Genomic DNA, 18,738 nt, shown 5'->3' with positions numbered 1-18,738 from the left:
GGGTACCGGCTACGCGCGAAGAAAACGCGTCAAAACAAAGGGCTTTGCGGATCTATTGTGGCGGAGATTTACGCGCCCATCAGCGCCGTGACATGCGCCGCCACCGACTCTTTCAGCCCCTGCAGGTCGTAGCCGCCCTCCAGCACCGAGACAACCCGTCCGCCGGCGCTTTGGTCCGCCACATCCATCAGCTTGCGGGTGACCCAGCCGAAATCGTCCGCCTTCAGGTTGAGCGAGGCCAGCGGATCGCGGTAGTGCGCGTCGAAGCCGGCGGAGATGATGATCAGTTCCGGCGAGAACTTCTGCAATTGCGGCAGGATCAGGTTTTCGAACGCGGCGCGGAATTTTGCGCTGCCGTCTTCGGAAGCCAGCGGCGCATTGACGATGGTGTCATGCTCGCCGCGCTCGCCGCTGGCGCCGGTGCCCGGAAACAGCGGCATCTGGTGCGTCGAGCAATACATCACGGTCGGATCGTGCCAGAAGATGTCCTGCGTGCCATTGCCGTGATGGACGTCGAAATCGACGATCGCGGCGTGGCCAATGCCGTATTTGCGCTGGGCGTGACGTGCGGCGATGGCGGCATTGTCGAAGAAGCAGAAGCCCATCGGCTTCGAGACCTCGGCATGGTGACCGGGCGGGCGCACCGCCACGAAGGCGTTCTGGTGGGTTCCGGACATCACCGCATCCGTCGCAGCCACCGCGCCGCCGACGCCGCGCATCACCGCTTCCCAGGTGCCCGGCGACATCGAGGTGTCGCCGTCGATGTAGATCATCCCGCTCTGAGGGGCGATGTGGCGGAGTTCGCCGATGTAATGTTCGCCATGGCACAGCGTGACGGAATCAAGATTGCCTTCCGGCGCATCGCCGCGCGAGAGCGGCTTGAAGCGCTCTTCCCCCAGCACCTCGGCAACCGCGCGCAGCCGGTCGGGGCGCTCGGGATGCCCCGGAGGCGTGACATGGTCGAGACAGGCGGTATGGGTCAGAAGCAGCGTCATGCAAAATCCTGGCGTTAGGGCGCGCGCCGGTAAGGAGCGGCTAATCTAGGCTCTTAAGGGCCGCTCGGAAAGGCCTCCGGCCTTTCGGCTCAGTTGATCCTGGTGATGCGATCGGCGGCGGTCGGGCTGACCGGGCTGTTCGCCGCAAAATAGCCGTGCAGCGCGTCGACGTCGTAGATGCCGACCTGCGGCGCGGTTCCTTGCGTGAGCACGGTGAAACCGTCGCCGCCGACGAAAAGGAAATTATTGACGGTGACACGATAGCTCGCGGCCGGATCGACCGGTTGCCCGTTCAGCAACATCCGCTCCGGCAGCACGCGCTCGCCGTCAGGCCTGGTCGCGTCCCACGCATAGGTAAATCCCTTCGACACCTGCAGGATCCGCGGGCGCTTCGGATCGCGCCATTGCTGCTCCAGCATGTCCTTGATCTGCCTGCCCGTGAGCGTCAGCGTCACCAGTTGATTGCGGAACGGCTGGCTAGCGAACACGTCGCCATAGGTCACCGCGCCATCTTCCTTGCGCGTTACGTCGGCGCGCACGCCGCCGGGATTGGTGAACGCGATGACCGCGCCGCCTTTTGCTTCCGTGCTGGTCGCGGCGAGTTGCGCATCGGCGATGATGTCGCCGAGCGGGCTTTCGCCGGCAGCATTCGGCACGCGCGATAGCGTCGCCGTCACCGAGCCCGCGGGACGGTTGGCGATCGGCGCGGCCAGCCGGTCATAGGATTCGATCAGCGCGGTCTGTTGCGCATCCTTCGCCAGCGTTGCGGTGCGGACGATGGTGTTGTCGGCCTTGGCGCTGATGACGTCGCGCGTAACGGGGTCGAGCTTGAGATCGATCGCGGTGACGAGCGTGCCGTATTTGTCGCCGGAGGTAACGAGCCGTCCATCGATCTCGCAGACATAGGCGCGATGAGTATGGCCGGAGACCACGACATCCACCGCCTTGTCGAATTTTTTGACGATATCGACGATCGGCCCCGAAACGCCAGGGCAGTCGTTGTAATCGCCGGTCGGCAATCCGCCTTCATGGATCAGGACGACGATCGCCTCGGCGCCGCGCGCCTTCAGTTCCGGGATCAGCGCGTTCACCGTATCAGCCTCGTCGCGGAATTCGAGATCGGCAACGCCGACAGGTGCAACGAGGCTAGGGGTGCCCTTCAAGGTCAGGCCGATGAAGGCCACCGGGATGCCGTCGAACGCGCGGATTTCGTAAGGAGGAAACACCGTCTTGCCGCTGCTTTTCTCGATCGTGCTGGCGGCGAGATAGCGGAATTTCGCGCCAGTAAACGGGTGCGGCCCCTGGCATTTGTCGACCGGATGGCAGCCGCCGTTCTGCATGCGCAAGAGTTCGTCCTTGCCCTCGTCGAACTCATGATTGCCGACCGAGGAAAGCGCCAGCCCCATCATCGACAGCGCTTCGATCGTCGGCTCGTCATGGAACATCGCGGACAGGAATGGGCTGGCGCCGATCAAGTCGCCGGCCGCGACGAAGATCGAGTTCTTGTGCCCGCCGCGAAGCTGGCTCACCAGCGTCGCCATGTGTTCGGCGCCGCCGGCTTCGACGGTGAGCTTCTTCGCCCTGTCTTCGGGATCGGTGATCGTGATTCCGCCCGACGGCGGACGAAGGTAGCCGTGAAAATCGTTGATCGCGAGGATGCGCAGGTCGACGGGGGCGGGTGTCTGGGCGAGCGATGATGCGGCAAGCGCCATCATGATCGCCAAGGCAAGGATGGGACGAAGGAGGGGGCTCATGACACTGACATTGGTGGGTAGCTTGGTGTTTCCCGTCATTGCGAGCGTAGCGAAGCAATCCATGGCGCCGCATAAAGAAAGAATGGATTGCTTCGCTGCGCTCGCAATGACGGTGTCGGGATTTCGGGCGGCGATGCTGCCGCTGGCCAATTATTCGGTGACATCCTACATGATCCGGCAGAAGGCCCAACTGTCCCAGGCGATTTTTCGTGACGACGAGGATAACGCAATGCAGCTAGGCGGAATTCATCACCTGACCGCGATCTCGGCGAAGCCGCGGGAGAATTTGGCGTTTTACACCGGCCTGCTCGGCATGCGGCTGGTGAAGAAGACCGTCAACCAGGACGACGTCAGCGCCTATCACCTGTTCTATGCCGACGGCAAAGCCAATCCCGGCACCGATCTCACCTTCTTCGATTTTCCCGCGGCCCCCGAACGTCGCGGAACCAATTCGATCTCGCGCACCGGCCTGCGCGTCGCCGGCGAGAAGACCCTCGGCTACTGGCGGGATCGCCTCAAGAAGGCGGGCGCAGCGACCCGCGATATCGTCGAGGTCGACGGCCGCCTGACGCTGCCGTTCGAGGACGGCGAGGGGCAGCGGCTGGTGCTGGTCGACGATGGCGGTGTGGGGCCGGCCTCGCCATGGGAGCGCAGCCCGGTGCCATCAGAGCACCAGATCCGCGGCCTCGGTCCGATCGTGCTGACCGTGCACGAGCTGTCGCGGACCGCCTTTGTGCTGACGGAAATCATGAACATGCGCCGCGTGCGCGAGTATGCCGCCCACGGTGCCGAGATTCATGTATTCGAGATGGGTGAAGGCGGCCCCGCCGCGGAGCTGCATGTGCTCGAAGACAAGGCCTCGCCAATCGCTCGCCAGGGTGCCGGTGGCGTCCACCATGTCGCGTTCCGTACCCCCGACGAAACGCAGTACCACGCCTGGACGCAGCGCCTGAACGAGCTCCGCGTGCCCAACAGCGGCGAGATCGATCGCTTCTATTTCCGCAGCCTCTATTTCCGCGAGCCCAACGGCATCCTGTTCGAGATCGCGACCGATGGACCGGGGTTTGGGACGGACGAGCCGATGGAGAGCCTCGGCGAGAAACTGGCGCTGCCGCCGTTTCTCGAGCCGCGGCGCGCGGCGATCGAGGCGGGGCTGAAGCCGATTAGATAAACCCGTACGCGTGGTGGCTACTCGTTGTGTTCGATCCGTCCGACTTGAGGCAACATACTCTTATAGTTCTGCAAAGCTGACTTTAAGAATGAGGTTTGTCTCGCGTATTCAAGCGCTTCCTTATCATCCGGAAGCGCATTTGAATGTGCGAGGAGATTGCGTGCATCACGCAACGTGTCATACAGTTGTCCTATGCTCTCGGGCAGATATCCGCCGCCCACGAGCGAATACATCACTGAAGATGGTGCGGCCGCGTCGATTCCCATTGTGTCCCCGATTTCGAACAATAGACTGTCCACCTCGTCCAAGCCCGATAGGACTATTCCGAAGGCCGACTTGCCCAGTAGATCTTTGCGCTGCCGTCTGCGATTGACATATCGCTTTGCAATTTCCTCGCGGGTTTGATTTGGGGAGACGGTCTTAGCATTCGGGTCTAGCGGTAGCTGTGGCTCTTCGATTGGCTTAGGAAACTGAGGGGGTGGTGTCTCTTCAATAATCTCGGCGCCCTTCTGAAGAATTTTGTCGAAAGTAATCTTTGCACCACCAAAGCTGAATTCGAGTAAACGGTCAGCCAGCGTACCTAAATGCTTCCGTAAGATCACAAACAGCACGACTATGACGCCAGGCCAAGCCAAATGACCAATCACAGCAGCCGTGAATTGAAGCCAATCCATGCGTCCCCCAATCAGTCATCGCGGCAGAGCAATGCACCAAAATATCGGTAATAGCGCACTCAATTCGACCGCTCAGTAAAACGTGCAGGCACTTTTCTTTGCCGTATGCGTTCGTTGAAAGACATTGTACCCAATTGCAGTGACGGTTCACGCAGGATCACGTATCGCTGCAATCTATCCATCCCGCATTACGTTCGCGCCGCCGCCCACGGGCTTCCAGGCGGGTAGAGGGTTAACCGCGGTCCATGACCGAGGATCGCCCAATGCTCGATACTGGAAAAACCCGGTGCAGAGATTTTGACGGTTAGATCGAAGATAGTGCTATTACCCATGTCGCTGTGCCTCATCCCCAGCATGAGCACATTGTTGGTCAAAAGACGTTGGTGCTCTTTAAAGATCGGGAGGTTCGGGGGAGAACCCATAGTCCACCTAAACCAATGCATCGGTACCTTCCGGTCATTCTCTGCCTGATCTTGTCGCTCATAGTTTCCTCCACTGACGATGACGAGCTCAGCAGCTACGCCAATATCTACTATGGCATGGTAAGCAGGTTGATTTGACCTGTTATCTATCTTGGCGATCAGGTTGAACGGGTTGGATGTATCGCCTCGCTGCGGAAAATCGATGGTGTGTCGGTTTCCTTCCAGGAAGGAAAGCGTGACGAAGAGTTCCGGCGTCGTTAGTCGCCGAAACGCGTCCCTTACTTCGTAATGCTCCATGATTAGACGATTGAAATTATGCCGGCGATAGTACCGGCCGTCAGTTTGGTGCGGATCGCCTTTTGTCGCAGGAATATCGATCACGACAGCCACGCCGCCAGATTGTAGTGGAACGTGGTAGGGCTTAAGGCCCGTGATTGTCGGCGTGATGTGCTGTTGTAAAACCTGTTCAAACCAGATTTCTGGATAAACCTTGGGGTCCAGTCCTTTGTCGAGCCCCGCAGGATCGTGGTCTTTCTCGGTCATTCCGTAAATGATTTGGCCGCCGTCTGCGTTTGCAAAGGCCGACACGTCGCGAGCCATTTCCAGCTTTTTGTTGTTGTCCGCTTTATCGACCGCGCCGGAGGCTTTGTATTCGAGGTGAAGACTCTCCCTTACGCCGCCGGTATGGAGGGCTTCTATTTCGGCTTCTGTCTTCAACGAAAGCATGAAACTGCTCTGGGTAGTAGAAATCTCTTTCTACCATTTGCAGGATTCCCGCGCCATTGTGCTTAATTTCTGGGATGAGAATACGCTGGCGACGGCTCTTTGGCGCCCGCCTGTCTCGGGCTGGCAATCGCCACGCTATGCGCCATCAGGCCTCTTCAACGCACGTTTGGCCGTTGCTCGCAAAAACTAATTTCCCCAGCCAAATCAACGCGATTTGCCCAGTCCAGTCCCTTCCGAAAAAACAATTTCCTTTTCGATCGCCCCAAATCAGCACTAGACATTCCGCCGTCTCATCCCTCACGAGGGGCGGATCGCGATCGTCACGGACGCGGGGTGGGATGCGGTGGACGCAGCAGCGTCAGGCGCGAGAAGTTGTTCGCAGGGCGGTTATCCGTGAGCGAACACGGCGCGCAAGACGTACGGCGCTGAAGCGTACGGCAAAACCGTGTGGTCCTGACACCCGTGGCTGGTGCCAAGCTGCCGGTGGCGAATCTGATCCAACCGGATCGATCTCGCCATCAAGCCGGCAGTGATGGAGGCAAGAGGAATTCGTCTCCAGGGAGAGCACGGCATAAGCCGTCAAACCATTGCGCAGGGAATGCCGGAGTGCTCCGGCTGTACCTGTATGCTCGTGTGCGCATCTCACTCTATCTCTTGCACACGAGACCGCGGGTGCAGCAAGCACCCGGCATTCCCTGCTCCCTCTGTTCCTGAGGGAAAAGGTTCATGCAAACCTCGGGCGCTAGCCGCGCGGCGAGAAGGTGAAGTCATGCTTACGAACGTTGACGCAAGCAAATTCGTTGTGCCCGGCAAACAACCGCGCCCGCGTGAGGCAGCCTGCGGCGCCTCAGGCTTCGTTTTTCGGCACGTACTTTCCGAGCACGCATTTGTAGCGCTGCAATCGCCATTCGCGATACGGGCCCTTGGCGAGCCAGTCGGCAATTCCGATCTGCGCGTTGACCGCGCAGGCGCTCATGGTGATGCCGGACTGGTCACTGGTGGTGACGATTTTTTCGAGACAGAGCTGGCTGTTGCAGAGAACGGCGACGAGAGTAACGAGCATGGGTGACCTTCGTTGCTGAATACCCGGTTCGCTCACGCCATGCAGGGTTCGTGCCAGCAGGGTGCGCGCCCGGCCTTTAAGGAAATCGGCCCGTAAAACTACGCACTGCAAAGCCGCGCCGTTTTCGGCGCGGGACGATCTAGTCGAACGCTCAAGGGAAACAATTGCGGTGAAAGTAGAATTCGGGCGTGGGCGATTCGCAAAGCGTAGAACTACGGTCTCGGCGGCGGATTAGCCTGACTGTCATTATGCAGCAACACTTATGCATGGCGTTGTTCGGAACGTAGGGATGCTCAGCCATAGAAGATTTGGATTGTCCGACTGATTTTCTTCTCGACAACATTTCGGACTCAATCCTGACATCGCGCCATGCTCGCCTCGCGCGCAACGTGTGAAGCGGTTTCGCACGACGAGCAGGATGAGACATTCGTGCAACAACCGGCGTCCTAAATTCCGGAGGGCGAATCGTTGAGCAGCTACGGCCCGCTCGTGGGGATATAATCGCATCGACGAATCCAAAAAGGAGTTTTCGATGTCGAAGTTTGCGATTGGCGAGCAAGTCGAAAACGTTGCCAACGATCACGAGTCTGGGACAGTTGTCGCCGTGGTTCCGGGGGCTCCATGACAGGCCGTGCAACCACGCGAGCGATCTCCGCGACCGAACTGACGGACGGCGACAATGATGCTGCGCGCATCAGGCATCAGCTTGATGCCTGGGCCAATGCCTCAACTCGCGCTCCCAGATTGGGTGGCAACGCCGGCGGAAGAGTTCAGCACTGAACCGTCCGACAAGACGCCCCCAGCAGCAAAGAAACGTGGCCGCTCCGCTTCAGCGGCGGGGCGTGCCAAGGCCGGCAGGGCGACTAAGGCCAAGGCGACGGAAGACAAGGCAACGGAAGACAAGGCAACGGAAGTCCCTACTGAGATCAGTAGCGAGCCGGAGGTGCCCAGCGCGCCGCTTGAGCCACCGCCGGTTTCCGCAGCGCCTGCTGTGCCTGAGATCGTTTCTCCCGTTCCCGCCCCACCAAGGAGCGAGCGCACCAGCCGGACCTTTGCCATTGCCGCGGCTCTCGCGCTGGCAACGGTTGCGGCCTATTTTTCAGTCGCGGGCATGGCCGAAATATTTCCCGGTGATCCGGTTGCCGTGATGGTGCTTGCCGCCACGATGGAGGCCGGCAAGCTGGTGATCGCCGGATGGCTGGCGGCGCATTGGCGCCGGACCAACTGGAAAATGCGTTCGGTCATGGTCGCGCTCGTTGCCGGCCTTGCGCTGATCAACGCCGCCGGCGTGTTCGGCAAGCTGGTCGAGGCGCATGTCAGCGTCGCGGCCACGGCGCGCTCCGGCGTCACCGAGCGCATCGAATCGCTCGACGCCCGCGTCTCGGCGCAATCGGCTGTCGTTGCCGACTTGACCAACCGCATCGCGCAAATCGACCGTGCCGTGGATGAATCGACACGGCGCGGCCGGGTGACGCGGGCCATCAACATCGCAACCCAGGAGCGCGCGACGCGGGACGGGCTGGATACGCAGCGCCAGACGGCGACCGCAACGCTGGTTGGACTGCAGGCGCAACGCGCGGCGCTGGCCGGCGAACGTTCGCGCATCGAGGCATCCGCAGGACCGATTCAGTATCTCGCGATGATGGTCGGTGCCGCACCCGAAGCCGCGGTGCGCTGGCTGATATTGTTGATGGTGCTCTGCTGCGATCCCGCAGCGATCGCCTTGACGGTCGCTGCGGCCAGTTCGCGACGCTAAGGAATACACGTCAACTTCATTCGATCGCGCTTCCCATCAATGGCGGTAAGCGCGTTCGTGAGCCGGTTACATGGTTCTGCCTTTCGACAATTTCGCGGTTTTCGCCGGTTTTGCTGCCTTGTGATCGTGCCGCTTGTGATCGTGCCGCGCGGTCACGCGGACGCGCTTCTTTGCACTCGCTTGCGCGTCTTGCGTCTTCGTTCCGCCGCGGCGAGAGGCGTACTCCTTGCCGTCGATCGGCCCGACGTGCGGCGGATCCCTGTCGAGGTAGGGCCGCCCGATTCCAAATTCCTTGCCGTGCTCATCGATCCATTTCCAGAACTTTTCCGTGGAGACCCATCGCTGCCCCCGGCTTGCGCCCTTGACGCTGACCAGGTCAGCCGCGAGCCCGCGGCCGTAGCCGCCACGCAAACTCCCGCCATGGTAGGACCGGTCGCTTGCTGCCTTCAGGCCGCTGGCGATTGCTTGACGGTAGTCATCGCGAAATGCGCTGGTGATGCCGGGCGAGAGCCCGGCCTGCTCGGCGGCGTGGAGCATATGAAAAAGCTTTAGCTTGAAGCTCTTGTCCATGCCACCGATCACGTAGTCCATCATGGTCATGCCGGCTCTTTCCGCGGCCTTCGGGTCCTTCCACGTAAAATCCTCGTCGACACGCCTGGTAAAGGTTTTGGTGACAGTGACCGTCTTGCCCTTCCTCTTGACTGTCACTTTCCTCCGCTCATGCACCTTGATGGCGTCGATCTTGGGTGCGCGTTCGTACAGAGCCCACAAATAGCGATCGATGCAGGGCTCCACGACCAGACATTCCTCGTTGATTTCGATGGTGCGCACAGCCGGCGCGGCATTGTCGGGTGCGGAATCGGGCGTGAGTGTCGTCGCAATCTCGGCGGAGGAGGGGCCTTCGGGCGGCAGTACCTCCGCCGGATCGGTCAGTGCGGCCACGACAACAGGTTTCGGCTCATCCGAGGCTGCGGTCGTGTCAGGAGCTTTCGTCGTATCAGGAGCTTTCGTCGTGTCAGGCGCTTTCTCGATCACGGATGCGGTAGGGATCGGCACATCGATGTGATCGATGGCGGCGCTTGCCAGGGCGATTGCAGGCGGCGTGCGCGTAGGCTCGGCGGTTGCGGTGAGAGATGGCTCTTGACGTTCCACAATTGAAGGCGCGTCGGCACTCTCGATGAAGACACCGGCATCCTTGATGGAAGCGCTGACAACAGAAGCGCTGACGCGTTCGGTGGAAGCCGAATTGAAGCCAGCGAGACAAACGAGAGTCCAACTCACGAGAGCCAGGGCCGCGAGAACGTTGATGCGGCGCTGCGCCGTCGTCGCCAATTGCCAGGGGTCCATGATCCGGCCTCCCAAGGCTCCGCATGAGCCTGATTACACAAGCACGCGACAGGGGTCATTCTTCGGATTGCGAAATGAATCCGCAACGGCCGAAGACTACGGGATTATCTGTTTTTTCAAGGGTGTTGCCTCAAAACAACGAGCGGCACAATGGAACTTGTTGTGCATTTTTGGGATTCGTGTGCGGTACCCGACAAAGGCTCACCCCAGCAGTGCCGCATCCGCGCCGTTCACCGCATCGGCACTGTCGGTCACCGTCTTCTCCAGCGAGCCCGCCTGCACGGTAATATTCTCGGCAAAGAACCGCGCGACCGTCACGTAGCGCTGCGGATCGCCGGCATCGCCATGGCTCTTCGCGGCCAGCGCTTCGCCGGCCAGCATGCAGCCGCCGAGCGTCGAGCCGAACAGGCGCAGATAAGGCGTGGCGCCGGCGAGCGCATCGTTCGGCGCAGACGCCACGCGCTCCAGGAGCCACTTGCTGGCGCGCTCAAGCGAGCCGAGCGCGTCGCGCAGCTTTGCGCCGGTCGTACCGAAAGCGGGATCGTTCGAGGTTTCGACCTGCTTGACGATGCCGCCGAGTTCATCGAGCAGCGCCCACACCGATGCGCCGCCATTGGCGGCGAGTTTTCGCGTCACGAGGTCGATCGACTGGATGCCGTTGGTGCCCTCGTAGATCGAGGTGATACGCGCGTCGCGGTAGTGCTGCGCGGCGCCGGTTTCCTCGATGAAGCCCATACCGCCATGAATCTGCACGCCGAGATACGTCACCTCGTTGCCGATGTCGGTGGAGAATGCCTTTGCGATCGGCGTCAGCAGCGCGCCGCGCGCGGCCGCATCGGCGCGCACCTTCGGGTCCTTGGCGCGGGCGGAGATGTCGAGCGCCACCGCCGTCGCGTAACAGATCGAACGCGCCGCGGCCGTCATGCTGCGCATCTGCAACAGCATGCGCTTGACGTCGGGATGCACGATGATGGGATCGAGCCCGTCGCCCTTCTTGCCGACGGCGCGGCCCTGTTTGCGTTCTTGCGCAAAGGCCAGCGCCTGCTGATAGGCGCGGTCGGCAATGCCGACGCCTTCGAGGCCGACGCCGAGGCGGGCCTGGTTCATCATCGTGAACATGCATTGCATGCCCTTGTTTTCCTCACCGATCAGGTAGCCGATGGCGCCGCCATGATCGCCCATCGTCATGGTGCAGGTGGGGGAGGCGTGCATGCCGAGCTTGTGCTCGACGCCGGAGGGGTAGATGTCGTTACGCGCCCCGAGCGAGCCGTCGGCATTGACGAGGAATTTCGGAATCAAAAACAGCGAAATCCCCCTGGTGCCCGCGGGCGCATCGGGCAGGCGTGCCAGCACGAAATGCACGATGTTGTCGGTCATGTCGTGGTCGCCATAGGTGATGAAGATCTTGCTGCCCTTGATGCGGTAGGTGCCGTCGCCGGCGCGTTCGGCACGGGTGCGCAGCGCGCCGACGTCGGAGCCGGCCTGCGGCTCGGTGAGCTGCATGGTGCCGGTCCATTCGCCGGAGACGAGTTTTTGCAGATAGACCTTTTTCAGCTCCTCGCTGCCATGGGCGTCGAGCGCCTCGATCGCCGAGAGCGTGAGCAGCGGGCAGAGGCCGAAAGCGATGTTCGACGCGCTCCAGATTTCGGTGCAGGCGGCGTTGATGGCGAGCGGCAAGCCCTGGCCGCCAAACGCTTCCGGGCCCGATACCGCGTTCCACCCGGCGGCGGCCCAGCGCTGATAGGCATCGGGCCAGCCCGGCGCGGTCGTCACCTTGTTGTCCGCAAGCTTGATGCCGTGCTCGTCGCCCACCCGGTTCAGGGGCGCCAGCACGTCGCCGGCGAATTTGCCGGCTTCCTCCAGTACGGCGGCGGCGATCTCGGCGTCGAAATCGCCGTAATGGCCGGCCTTCACGGCCGCCTGCAGGCCGGCGCCGTGGTTGAGCGCGAGCAGGATGTCGGAGATCGGCGCGCGGTAAGTCATGACGAAAATCTCGCTTTTGGCTAATGAGCTGCCGCCGTCTTCCCACGAAACCGGGGTTCTCTCAACTCTCCACCGGGCGGTATTCGCCCGGCCCGGGCAGCGGAAACCGGCGGCGGCGGACGGTCCATATATAAAGGCTCACGCCGCCGCGGGGCGGATTCGGGTGAAATTCGAGATTTCAGCCTGTTGAAATGGCTGAAGTCCCTCTATAGACCGTCGTTGTCCGAACCAATTCGCGCGGGGGCATCCCCGGCGCTTTCGGCCTCGGCCTGTTGGGGCGTAGCCAAGCGGTAAGGCAGCGGATTTTGATTCCGCCATTCGGAGGTTCGATCCCTCCCGCCCCAGCCAGCACTTAAGCTGCTGAGTTCGCTATGTAAGCAGCTCTATTTCCCGCCAAATTTTTGGGCGCGTTTGGAAATGGAGATTCTGAAGCTCGGTCCAGAATCGAACTAAGCGGCGTCGCGCATCACATCGACCATATTGGCTTATCTCCGTGGCTTTGATCCCAACATATACTGCGGAGGCTACTCGGGCAGGCCTATTACGCGCTCATCGTAGAATAGGGTATTACGGCGAACAAATCGGACAACCAGTCGAAAACCGGGCCGACAATTCCGGGTAACGATACAGGCGCGCCGGCGATACCAGTCACCATTTCTCGACCCATGGCCGGAGCACGACTTCGAACGCCCACGTCGACCGATGCTGGCGATGCAGTTGCAGATAGGTTTCGGCGATACGGTCGGGGTCGGCCATGTTGTCGTCGACAGTCATTCCCGCCAGCCGGTGTGCGCGGGTCCCGTCCTCCTGAGTCCAGCCGATCGCGGCGTCGATCGGCACATTTGCTACGTGGATACCCTGCGGCATCAGTTCTCTTGCCATACTCTGCGCGAGTCCCGACTTGGCATGGCATGCCATCGCAAAGGCACCGCTTGATGGGAAGCCTTTGAGCGCTGCGCTGGCGTTCGTGAAGATGATCGTTCCCTTCGCCCCGTTGGCGTCGAGTTTGTTTCCAAGCATGAGCCTGGCTGCCTGTTGCCCTACCAGAAACGCACTGAATGCCGCGTTTCGAAGTGTTTCGAGGGCCATGATCGGGTCGGCTTCGATAACGCTCTTGCGGAAAATGCCGGGGACCCGGCCATCGACGTTATGCACGACAAGCCTCGGCGTCCCGATGTCCTGCACGACATTCCGGAACAACTGGTCCACGGCCGACGGTTCGCTCGCATCGCAAGCGAATCGATGCACCCCATGCATCTTTTCGAGTTTCGCGAGGACCGCTTTTTCGGGATTCCTGGCTGCCACAGCAACACGCATACCGTTCTTCGCGAACAGCCTCGCGCAACTCGAGCTGATGCCCGGTCCGCCACCGACAATGAGTGCAACTTCCTGGACGGAAGGTTGGGCTTCGCGCTTGGACTGAGTCATGTCGCTTACTCGCATGCGTGTTGGAACTGGCAAAGAGCGGACCGTTCTGGTCCCCTCCCAAGAGCAGGAAGGTCGGCAGTGACTTGCCAATGTTGGACAGGTTTGGTCATTGCCAACGTCGAAAGATGACGCTGGCGTTGACGCCCCCGAAGCCGAATCCATTCGAAATAGCATGCTCCATCGTCATGCGCCTGGCCTCACGGGACACGAGGTCGACGCCTTCCGCGGCTGCGTCGCCATTTTCGAGATTGAGAGTGGGCGGCGCGATTTGGTCCCGTAGCGCGAGGATCGTGAAGATCGCTTCCGCTCCCCCGGCTGCACCGAGCAGATGACCGGTCGCCGATTTGGTCGCGCTCACGGCAATTTTTCCGTCGCGGCCGAACACGGATTTGATCGCTTCCAGTTCGGAAACGTCGCCAACCGGCGTCGAAGTGGAATGGGCGTTGAGATGCTGGATATCACCGGGCTTGAGGCCGGCCTGCCGCAAGGCGCCTTCCATGGCGCGGCGCGCGCCGTCGCCGTCCTCGGGTCCCGACGTGATGTGGTAGGCATCAGCGGTCGTGCCATAGCCGGCGATTTCGGCGATCGGCTGAACGCCGCGGCGGAGCGCGTGTTCCAATTCTTCAATCACGAGGATACCAGCACCTTCGCCCATGACGAAGCCATCGCGGTCGCGGTCGAAGGGGCGGGACGCGCGCGCTGGCGTGTCATTGAAGCCGGTCGAAAGGGCCCGGGCGGCGGCGAAGCCGCCGAGGCTCACGAGATCGATGCAGGCTTCCGAGCCTCCGCAGATTGCAACGTCCGCTTCTCCGGAGCGGATCAGGCGCGCGGCATCGCCGATTGCCTGCACGCTCGCGGCGCAGGCGGTGACCGGCGTACCGATGGGACCCTTGAAGCCATAGCGGATGGAGATATGACCGGCTGCGAGATTGGCGAGAAAGGACGGTACGGTGAAGGGCGAGAGGCGCTTGACCCCGCGCTGATCGGTGGTGCGAACCGCCTCGACGATCGCCGGAAAGCCTCCGATGCCCGATGCGATCACGGTCGCCGTTCGCTCTAGCGAGTGTGCGTCGGAAGGAGTCCAAGCTGCCTCCGCAATGGCCTCGGCCGTGGCGGCCAGTGCGAACAGGATGAAGCGGTCCATCCTCCGCTGATCCTTGGCAGGAACAACCAGATCCGGATCGAAGCCGCCATCCGGATCGTCGGCCTTGGTCGGCACGATTCCAGCAACCCGCGCGGGAAGGGCAGCCGCCCATTCGGGAAGGGCAGCCAGCCCGGAACGGGCCGCGAGCAGGCGGGACCATGCCAGCTCACTGCCGCAGCCCAGCGGCGATACCAATCCCAACCCCGTAACGACGACGCGACGCATGATGAGATTACCTTTTTGAGTTATCCCTGACACCTCGTCGTCCGTCGGGCGCAAGGTAGGCTCTTAACAGCAATTGAGGCCTTGCCCGTCGACACGAAGTCGCAAGCGCCGGACCGAACACCGCGCTACAAACGGCGCAAAGGGAACGTCCGAGATCGGCCTGGCCAGTCCAGTTACGCCGGTAACCCCATCTGCTTGCGAAGGCTCTTGTCAAACATCCGTTCGGGGACAAAACGGCGAAGTACGCTCACCTGACGCGCAACCTTGCCGCAGGTGTATCGCCGACGAGGCGATGCCGTAGTCGCGGCTTCAACGACTCGCTCGGCAACTACCCGGGGATCGTCGGCTGTCTTCATGACCTCGTGCATGAGCGTGCTGGTCCGCGTTCGCGCCGAGACGTAAGCGTCTAAGGTCCGATCCGGAAGCACCATGTTCTGTTCGAACGAAGTGCGGGTATACGCGGGCTCAAGCAAGCAAACTCGAATGCCGAAGGTTCGCACCTCATGGTCGAGAGACTCCGAATAGCCTTCGAGAGCATGCTTCGTGGAGGAGTAGAGGGCCGAGAATGGGGCAGGTATCAAGCCAAGGACCGAGCTTATATTGACGATCCGTCCCGCCTTTTGATTTCGCATGATCGGAAGAACCGCATTGGTCGTGCGGATCACTCCGAAAAGGTTCACGTCGAACAACGCTTGAGCTTGATCAACCGAAGATTCTTCGGCTCCGGCGAGCAGGCCCATCCCCGCGTTGTTCACGAGAACGTCGATCCTGCCCGTCGTATCGAGAACCTTGCCGATGGCTGCCTTCACCGACGCGTCGTCTGTCACATCGCAGGTGACCATCGTAATCCCCTCGAGGGTGCTCGCGACGGCGCGCCGGCTGGTGCCGAACACGCGGAATCCAGCTTGGTGCAGCGCCTTTGCGGAGGCCTGCCCGATTCCTGTAGCAGCCCCGGTCACAATCGCCACTTTACCGTCTCGTCGCATAAAAGCCTCCTCAATGCGATTGATCAGCTATTTGGATTAAGATATAAATATCACATGATGAGAATCATACAACAGGCTATTCGCTTGGAGGATCCGGTATGCGGTATGCCAAAGGGCACAAAGATCACTCCCATGAGCGCATCCTGAAGGCCGCGGCCAAGAGGTTCCGGCGGCAGGGCATCGCCGCCACGGGAATGACCGGGGTTATGGCCGAGGCAGGACTGACGAATGGTGGATTCTACTCTCACTTCCGCTCGAAGAACGATCTGGTCCGGGAGGGGCTAGAGCGTGCACTCAATGAGCAACCGCATCGACTGGCCGAAGCTGATGCCGCCCCTGGCGAGCTCCGTGAGCTGATCCGTTATTACCTGTCCTCGGAGGCATCGCGACCGCCCGGAGACTGGATGCGCCTCCGCAGCGCTGCTTCCCGAGATCGGCCGTCAGCCGCGCTCCACCCGGAAGGTTTACACTGCTCGGATGCGCGAGTTCTTCGAACAACTAGCTCGGCGGCTACCGCAGAATAGTTCTAGCTATCCTTCTCATGATGCGGCGATCGGAATTTTCGCCGTACTTGTCGGAGCGCTTCAGCTCTCGCGCGCGGTTGAAGACCGCTCGATGTCCGATGCGATACTTGCGGCCGGCATTCGTGCGGCAAACACGCTCGCAGATACGGCAGAAGAGAAGCTATAGTCAGCTATTCGAGAAGAGTATGATGTTCAGTTATGCGAAGTTGTTGATTGTGGTTTTGTTTGGGTTCGCTGCTGCGATGATTGCTTGTGGTTTGAGCTATCCAGTAAAGGCACCTGCCCATACTGTCGATCAGATGATTGAGTCGCCCATTCATAACGACGCTGTTGGCGCGATCAAGTCATTGAAGGACATGGGACGTCTGTAATGGGATTAATGATGGGTGCGGGGCATATTTGGCCCGAAAGAACGACTGATCCGCGGAGTTTATGCGGCCTCTAGCCCACGCCGAGGAGGAGGTTCGACCATTGCGGAATATTTAGATGTGGGGCGCTCAATCGGCGAGCCTGGTTGCGCTGCTCGACATGAGTTCTATCCGTCCAGGCTGCATTCGGTCGTTCTGGCAAGGGGTGGAAATCGAAGGAGACCGCAAAAGCGGCTTTTCTGCAGGGGGAAATATCGTGAAGCGCTTTTGGCTACAGCAGTATCCGGAGGGAGTTCCCGCCGATGTCGATGTCAACCAGTACCGTTCGTTGATCGAACTATTCGAAGAAAGCTTTACGACGTTTGCGGATCGCAAAGCTGCGATCTGCATGGACAAGGCGATCACCTACGACCAGCTTGACAAGATGTCAGCCGGTATCGGCGCTTACCTGCAAAGCAGGGGGCTCGCGAAGGGCGCCCGGGTTGCGATCATGATGCCAAACGTTCTGCAAAACCCTGTTGCAGTGGCTGCCGCCTTGCGTGCAGGTTATACGGTCGTGAACGTCAATCCTCTTTACACTCCGCGGGAACTCGAGCATCAGCTCAACGATTCCGGCGCAGACGCCATCGTTATTTTAGAGAATTTTGCGACGACCCTTGAAAAGGTGCTGCCGCGGACGAGCATCAAGCACATAATCGTCGGCACGATGGGAGATCTGCTCGGTCTCAAGGGCGTTTTCGTCAATTTTTTTGTGCGCAAAGTCAAGAAAATGGTCCCTTCGTACTCGCTGCCAGGCGCCATCTCGTTCAAGGATGCGCTGTCGGCCGGTCGCAAGATGAAGCTGAACAAGCCGAACATTGGCCCGAACGATGTCGCGTTTCTTCAATACACTGGCGGCACCACGGGCGTCTCGAAAGGTGCAACGTTGCTCCACCGCAATATGGTGGCCAATGTGCTTCAAATTGTTGCGTGGACCAAACCGGTCTTGCGCAAGCCGCCATTGGTTGAGCCCTTACTGACAGTCTGCGCCTACCACTCTATCACATCTTCGCGCTCACGGCCTGTTTCCTGTTTTCCGTGCGAGTAGGCGGCACCAACCTTCTGATCGTAAATCCGCGGGATATCCCTGGATTCATCAAGGAGCTTCGAAAGTACAAGGTCCATAGCTTCCCGGCCGTCAACACATTGTTCAATGGTCTTCTGCGCCATCCCGACTTCAAGAAGGTGGATTTTTCGGAATTGAAGATTGCAATCGGCGGCGGGATGGCGACCCAAAAGACCGTTGCAGACAAATGGCTCGCGGCGACCGGATGTGTCCTTTCCGAAGGCTACGGCTTGTCTGAAACAGCCCCGACTTTGACGGTGACACCGCCAAATCTCACGGAGTTCTCAGGGACGATCGGATTGCCTGTCCCATCAACTTACATTTCGATCCGTGATGATGACGGCAAGGAAGTGTCGATCGGGGAAGCCGGCGAGATTTGCTGCAAGGGGCCGCAGGTGATGGCTGGTTACTGGAACAGGCCTGACGAAACCGCCCGGGTGATGACAAGCGACGGTTTCTTCCGGACTGGTGATATAGGGGTGATGCAGCCGGACGGCTTTACCAAGATCGTGGATCGTAAGAAGGACATGATCATTGTCTCCGGCTTCAACGTCTATCCAAACGAAGTCGAGGAGGTGATCGCCAGCCATCCGGGAGTCCTGGAATGCGCCGCGATCGGCGTCTGCGACCCGAAATCCATCGAAGCGGTCAAGGTATTCGTAGTTCGCCTCGACCCGAATCTGGGAGCCCAGGACATTATTGCTTTCGCCGGGACACAATTGACACCGTACAAGGTACCGAAGCACGTCGAGTTTAGGTCTGAGCTGCCGAAGAGCAACGTCGGAAAAATTCTGCGCCGAGAACTGCGGAACGAAGCTCTAAAAGCCACCGCAACTGCTTGATTTGTAAAATCACAAATCTACTCCTGATCAGGACTGCGGCGACGATCTGTTCGGCTATAACATCATCATCAAGTGCCTGGGGACCGGCCCAGGCAAGCCAGTGCGCGGCCGCCAGGCAGAGGGGGCCTGCTGAGACGCTAACCGGCATATGAAAGCACACAAGCCGAAGCGAACACCGGCTGCGATCACACGAGCAATCGATAGCGGAAGGGAGCAATTTCCTGT

General features: G+C 60.3%; 15 protein-coding genes, 1 tRNA gene and 1 pseudogene. 7 read left to right on the top strand and 10 right to left on the bottom strand.

All coding sequences use genetic code 11. The features are described 5' to 3' along the window. Nucleotides 1–68: 68 nt before the first annotated feature. Together V1277_RS06090 and V1277_RS06085 are read right to left on the bottom strand one after the other, a co-directional pair. Entirely contained in the window at nucleotides 69–995 is a 927-nt protein-coding gene (locus V1277_RS06090; protein WP_334415425.1) for a histone deacetylase family protein, read from the bottom strand. Between the two features lie 89 nt (nucleotides 996–1,084). Continuing rightward, nucleotides 1,085–2,749, bottom strand: a complete 1,665-nt coding sequence (locus V1277_RS06085) for a bifunctional metallophosphatase/5'-nucleotidase (protein WP_334415424.1) — start codon at nucleotides 2,747–2,749, stop codon at nucleotides 1,085–1,087. A gap of 229 nt (nucleotides 2,750–2,978) precedes the next feature. On the opposite strand from V1277_RS06085, the gene V1277_RS06080 reads away from it, so the two are divergent. Next, nucleotides 2,979–3,920 carry a ring-cleaving dioxygenase gene (locus V1277_RS06080; RefSeq protein WP_334420293.1) on the top strand — a complete coding sequence of 314 codons (942 nt, stop codon included), beginning with the start codon at nucleotides 2,979–2,981 and terminating at the stop codon, nucleotides 3,918–3,920. A gap of 17 nt (nucleotides 3,921–3,937) precedes the next feature. Here the strand turns inward: V1277_RS06080 and V1277_RS06075 are convergent, their stop codons facing one another. Then, on the bottom strand, nucleotides 3,938–4,594 hold the full coding sequence (locus tag V1277_RS06075) for a hypothetical protein (RefSeq protein WP_334415423.1): 657 nt from the start codon (nucleotides 4,592–4,594) through the stop codon (nucleotides 3,938–3,940). Nucleotides 4,595–4,782: 188 nt separating this feature from the next. Then, nucleotides 4,783–5,742, bottom strand: a complete 960-nt coding sequence (locus V1277_RS06070) for an AlbA family DNA-binding domain-containing protein (RefSeq protein WP_334415422.1) — start codon at nucleotides 5,740–5,742, stop codon at nucleotides 4,783–4,785. On the opposite strand from V1277_RS06070, the gene V1277_RS06065 reads away from it, so the two are divergent. Next, complete coding sequence (locus V1277_RS06065) at nucleotides 5,741–5,932, top strand: hypothetical protein (RefSeq protein ID WP_334415421.1); 192 nt, start codon at nucleotides 5,741–5,743, stop codon at nucleotides 5,930–5,932. The two genes, V1277_RS06070 and V1277_RS06065, sit on opposite strands and share 2 nt — an antisense overlap. A gap of 657 nt (nucleotides 5,933–6,589) precedes the next feature. Here V1277_RS06065 and V1277_RS06060 read toward each other — a convergent pair. Continuing rightward, nucleotides 6,590–6,805: a hypothetical protein gene (locus V1277_RS06060; protein WP_057843360.1), complete on the bottom strand. Its 216-nt coding sequence runs from the start codon at nucleotides 6,803–6,805 to the stop codon at nucleotides 6,590–6,592. Between the two features lie 721 nt (nucleotides 6,806–7,526). Between V1277_RS06060 and V1277_RS06055 the strand changes: the two genes are divergently transcribed. Beyond that, nucleotides 7,527–8,561 carry a hypothetical protein gene (locus V1277_RS06055; RefSeq protein ID WP_334415420.1) on the top strand — a complete coding sequence of 345 codons (1,035 nt, stop codon included), beginning with the start codon at nucleotides 7,527–7,529 and terminating at the stop codon, nucleotides 8,559–8,561. 66 nt (nucleotides 8,562–8,627) lie between these two features. Here the strand turns inward: V1277_RS06055 and V1277_RS06050 are convergent, their stop codons facing one another. Together V1277_RS06050 and V1277_RS06045 are read right to left on the bottom strand one after the other, a co-directional pair. Then, the gene (locus tag V1277_RS06050) at nucleotides 8,628–9,908 is read right to left on the bottom strand and encodes a hypothetical protein (RefSeq protein WP_334415419.1); all 1,281 of its coding nucleotides are present in this window, start codon (nucleotides 9,906–9,908) and stop codon (nucleotides 8,628–8,630) included. Nucleotides 9,909–10,109: 201 nt separating this feature from the next. Next, on the bottom strand, nucleotides 10,110–11,891 hold the full coding sequence (locus V1277_RS06045) for an acyl-CoA dehydrogenase (RefSeq protein ID WP_334415418.1): 1,782 nt from the start codon (nucleotides 11,889–11,891) through the stop codon (nucleotides 10,110–10,112). 273 nt (nucleotides 11,892–12,164) lie between these two features. Between V1277_RS06045 and V1277_RS06040 the strand changes: the two genes are divergently transcribed. Then, nucleotides 12,165–12,239: transfer RNA gene (locus V1277_RS06040), tRNA-Gln, on the top strand. A gap of 300 nt (nucleotides 12,240–12,539) precedes the next feature. Here the strand turns inward: V1277_RS06040 and V1277_RS06035 are convergent. From V1277_RS06035 to V1277_RS06025, 3 genes are all read right to left on the bottom strand, one after another. Then, on the bottom strand, nucleotides 12,540–13,319 hold the full coding sequence (locus V1277_RS06035) for an SDR family NAD(P)-dependent oxidoreductase (protein WP_334415417.1): 780 nt from the start codon (nucleotides 13,317–13,319) through the stop codon (nucleotides 12,540–12,542). A 106-nt stretch (nucleotides 13,320–13,425) separates the two neighbouring features. After that, nucleotides 13,426–14,688, bottom strand: coding sequence for a beta-ketoacyl-ACP synthase II (gene fabF / locus V1277_RS06030; protein ID WP_334415416.1), 1,263 nt, complete (start codon nucleotides 14,686–14,688; stop codon nucleotides 13,426–13,428). A gap of 173 nt (nucleotides 14,689–14,861) precedes the next feature. Further along, nucleotides 14,862–15,674, bottom strand: a complete 813-nt coding sequence (locus V1277_RS06025; RefSeq protein ID WP_334415415.1) for an oxidoreductase — start codon at nucleotides 15,672–15,674, stop codon at nucleotides 14,862–14,864. Nucleotides 15,675–15,772: 98 nt separating this feature from the next. Here V1277_RS06025 and V1277_RS06020 point away from each other — a divergent pair, with 98 nt between their 5' ends. The 3 genes and pseudogenes from V1277_RS06020 (at nucleotide 15,773) to V1277_RS06010 (ending at nucleotide 18,513) form a co-directional block, all read left to right on the top strand. After that, nucleotides 15,773–16,198 (top strand): TetR/AcrR family transcriptional regulator, encoded by a 426-nt coding sequence (locus V1277_RS06020; protein ID WP_334415414.1) that lies wholly within the window; start codon nucleotides 15,773–15,775, stop codon nucleotides 16,196–16,198. 185 nt (nucleotides 16,199–16,383) lie between these two features. After that, nucleotides 16,384–16,569 carry a hypothetical protein gene (locus V1277_RS06015; RefSeq protein ID WP_334415413.1) on the top strand — a complete coding sequence of 62 codons (186 nt, stop codon included), beginning with the start codon at nucleotides 16,384–16,386 and terminating at the stop codon, nucleotides 16,567–16,569. A 253-nt stretch (nucleotides 16,570–16,822) separates the two neighbouring features. Then, nucleotides 16,823–18,513: pseudogene (locus V1277_RS06010) on the top strand (long-chain-fatty-acid--CoA ligase). The last annotated feature ends 225 nt before the right edge of the window (nucleotides 18,514–18,738 follow it).

The sequence above is a fragment of the Bradyrhizobium sp. AZCC 1588 genome, assembly GCF_036924735.1.
In the GTDB taxonomy this organism is placed as follows: Bacteria; Pseudomonadota; Alphaproteobacteria; order Rhizobiales; family Xanthobacteraceae; genus Bradyrhizobium.
Note: the sequence above shows the minus strand (reverse complement) of the source record. Positions and strands in the feature narration are given on the sequence as shown.

Bases quoted from the DNA above. Each gene is read 5' to 3' on its own strand.
- V1277_RS06015 (WP_334415413.1), top strand. From the start codon at position 16,384: ATGATGTTCAGTTATGCGAAGTTGTTGATTGTGGTTTTGTTTGGGTTC.
- V1277_RS06025 (WP_334415415.1), bottom strand. From the start codon at position 15,674: ATGCGACGAGACGGTAAAGTGGCGATTGTGACCGGGGCTGCTACAGGA.
- V1277_RS06090 (WP_334415425.1), bottom strand. From the start codon at position 995: ATGACGCTGCTTCTGACCCATACCGCCTGTCTCGACCATGTCACGCCT.
- V1277_RS06080 (WP_334420293.1), top strand. From the start codon at position 2,979: ATGCAGCTAGGCGGAATTCATCACCTGACCGCGATCTCGGCGAAGCCG.
- V1277_RS06065 (WP_334415421.1), top strand. From the start codon at position 5,741: ATGAAACTGCTCTGGGTAGTAGAAATCTCTTTCTACCATTTGCAGGAT.
- V1277_RS06020 (WP_334415414.1), top strand. From the start codon at position 15,773: ATGCGGTATGCCAAAGGGCACAAAGATCACTCCCATGAGCGCATCCTG.
- fabF (WP_334415416.1), bottom strand. From the start codon at position 14,688: ATGCGTCGCGTCGTCGTTACGGGGTTGGGATTGGTATCGCCGCTGGGC.
- V1277_RS06060 (WP_057843360.1), bottom strand. From the start codon at position 6,805: ATGCTCGTTACTCTCGTCGCCGTTCTCTGCAACAGCCAGCTCTGTCTC.
- V1277_RS06070 (WP_334415422.1), bottom strand. From the start codon at position 5,742: ATGCTTTCGTTGAAGACAGAAGCCGAAATAGAAGCCCTCCATACCGGC.
- V1277_RS06045 (WP_334415418.1), bottom strand. From the start codon at position 11,891: ATGACTTACCGCGCGCCGATCTCCGACATCCTGCTCGCGCTCAACCAC.
- V1277_RS06055 (WP_334415420.1), top strand. From the start codon at position 7,527: ATGCCTCAACTCGCGCTCCCAGATTGGGTGGCAACGCCGGCGGAAGAG.
- V1277_RS06035 (WP_334415417.1), bottom strand. From the start codon at position 13,319: ATGACTCAGTCCAAGCGCGAAGCCCAACCTTCCGTCCAGGAAGTTGCA.
- V1277_RS06050 (WP_334415419.1), bottom strand. From the start codon at position 9,908: ATGGACCCCTGGCAATTGGCGACGACGGCGCAGCGCCGCATCAACGTT.
- V1277_RS06085 (WP_334415424.1), bottom strand. From the start codon at position 2,749: ATGAGCCCCCTCCTTCGTCCCATCCTTGCCTTGGCGATCATGATGGCG.
- V1277_RS06075 (WP_334415423.1), bottom strand. From the start codon at position 4,594: ATGGATTGGCTTCAATTCACGGCTGCTGTGATTGGTCATTTGGCTTGG.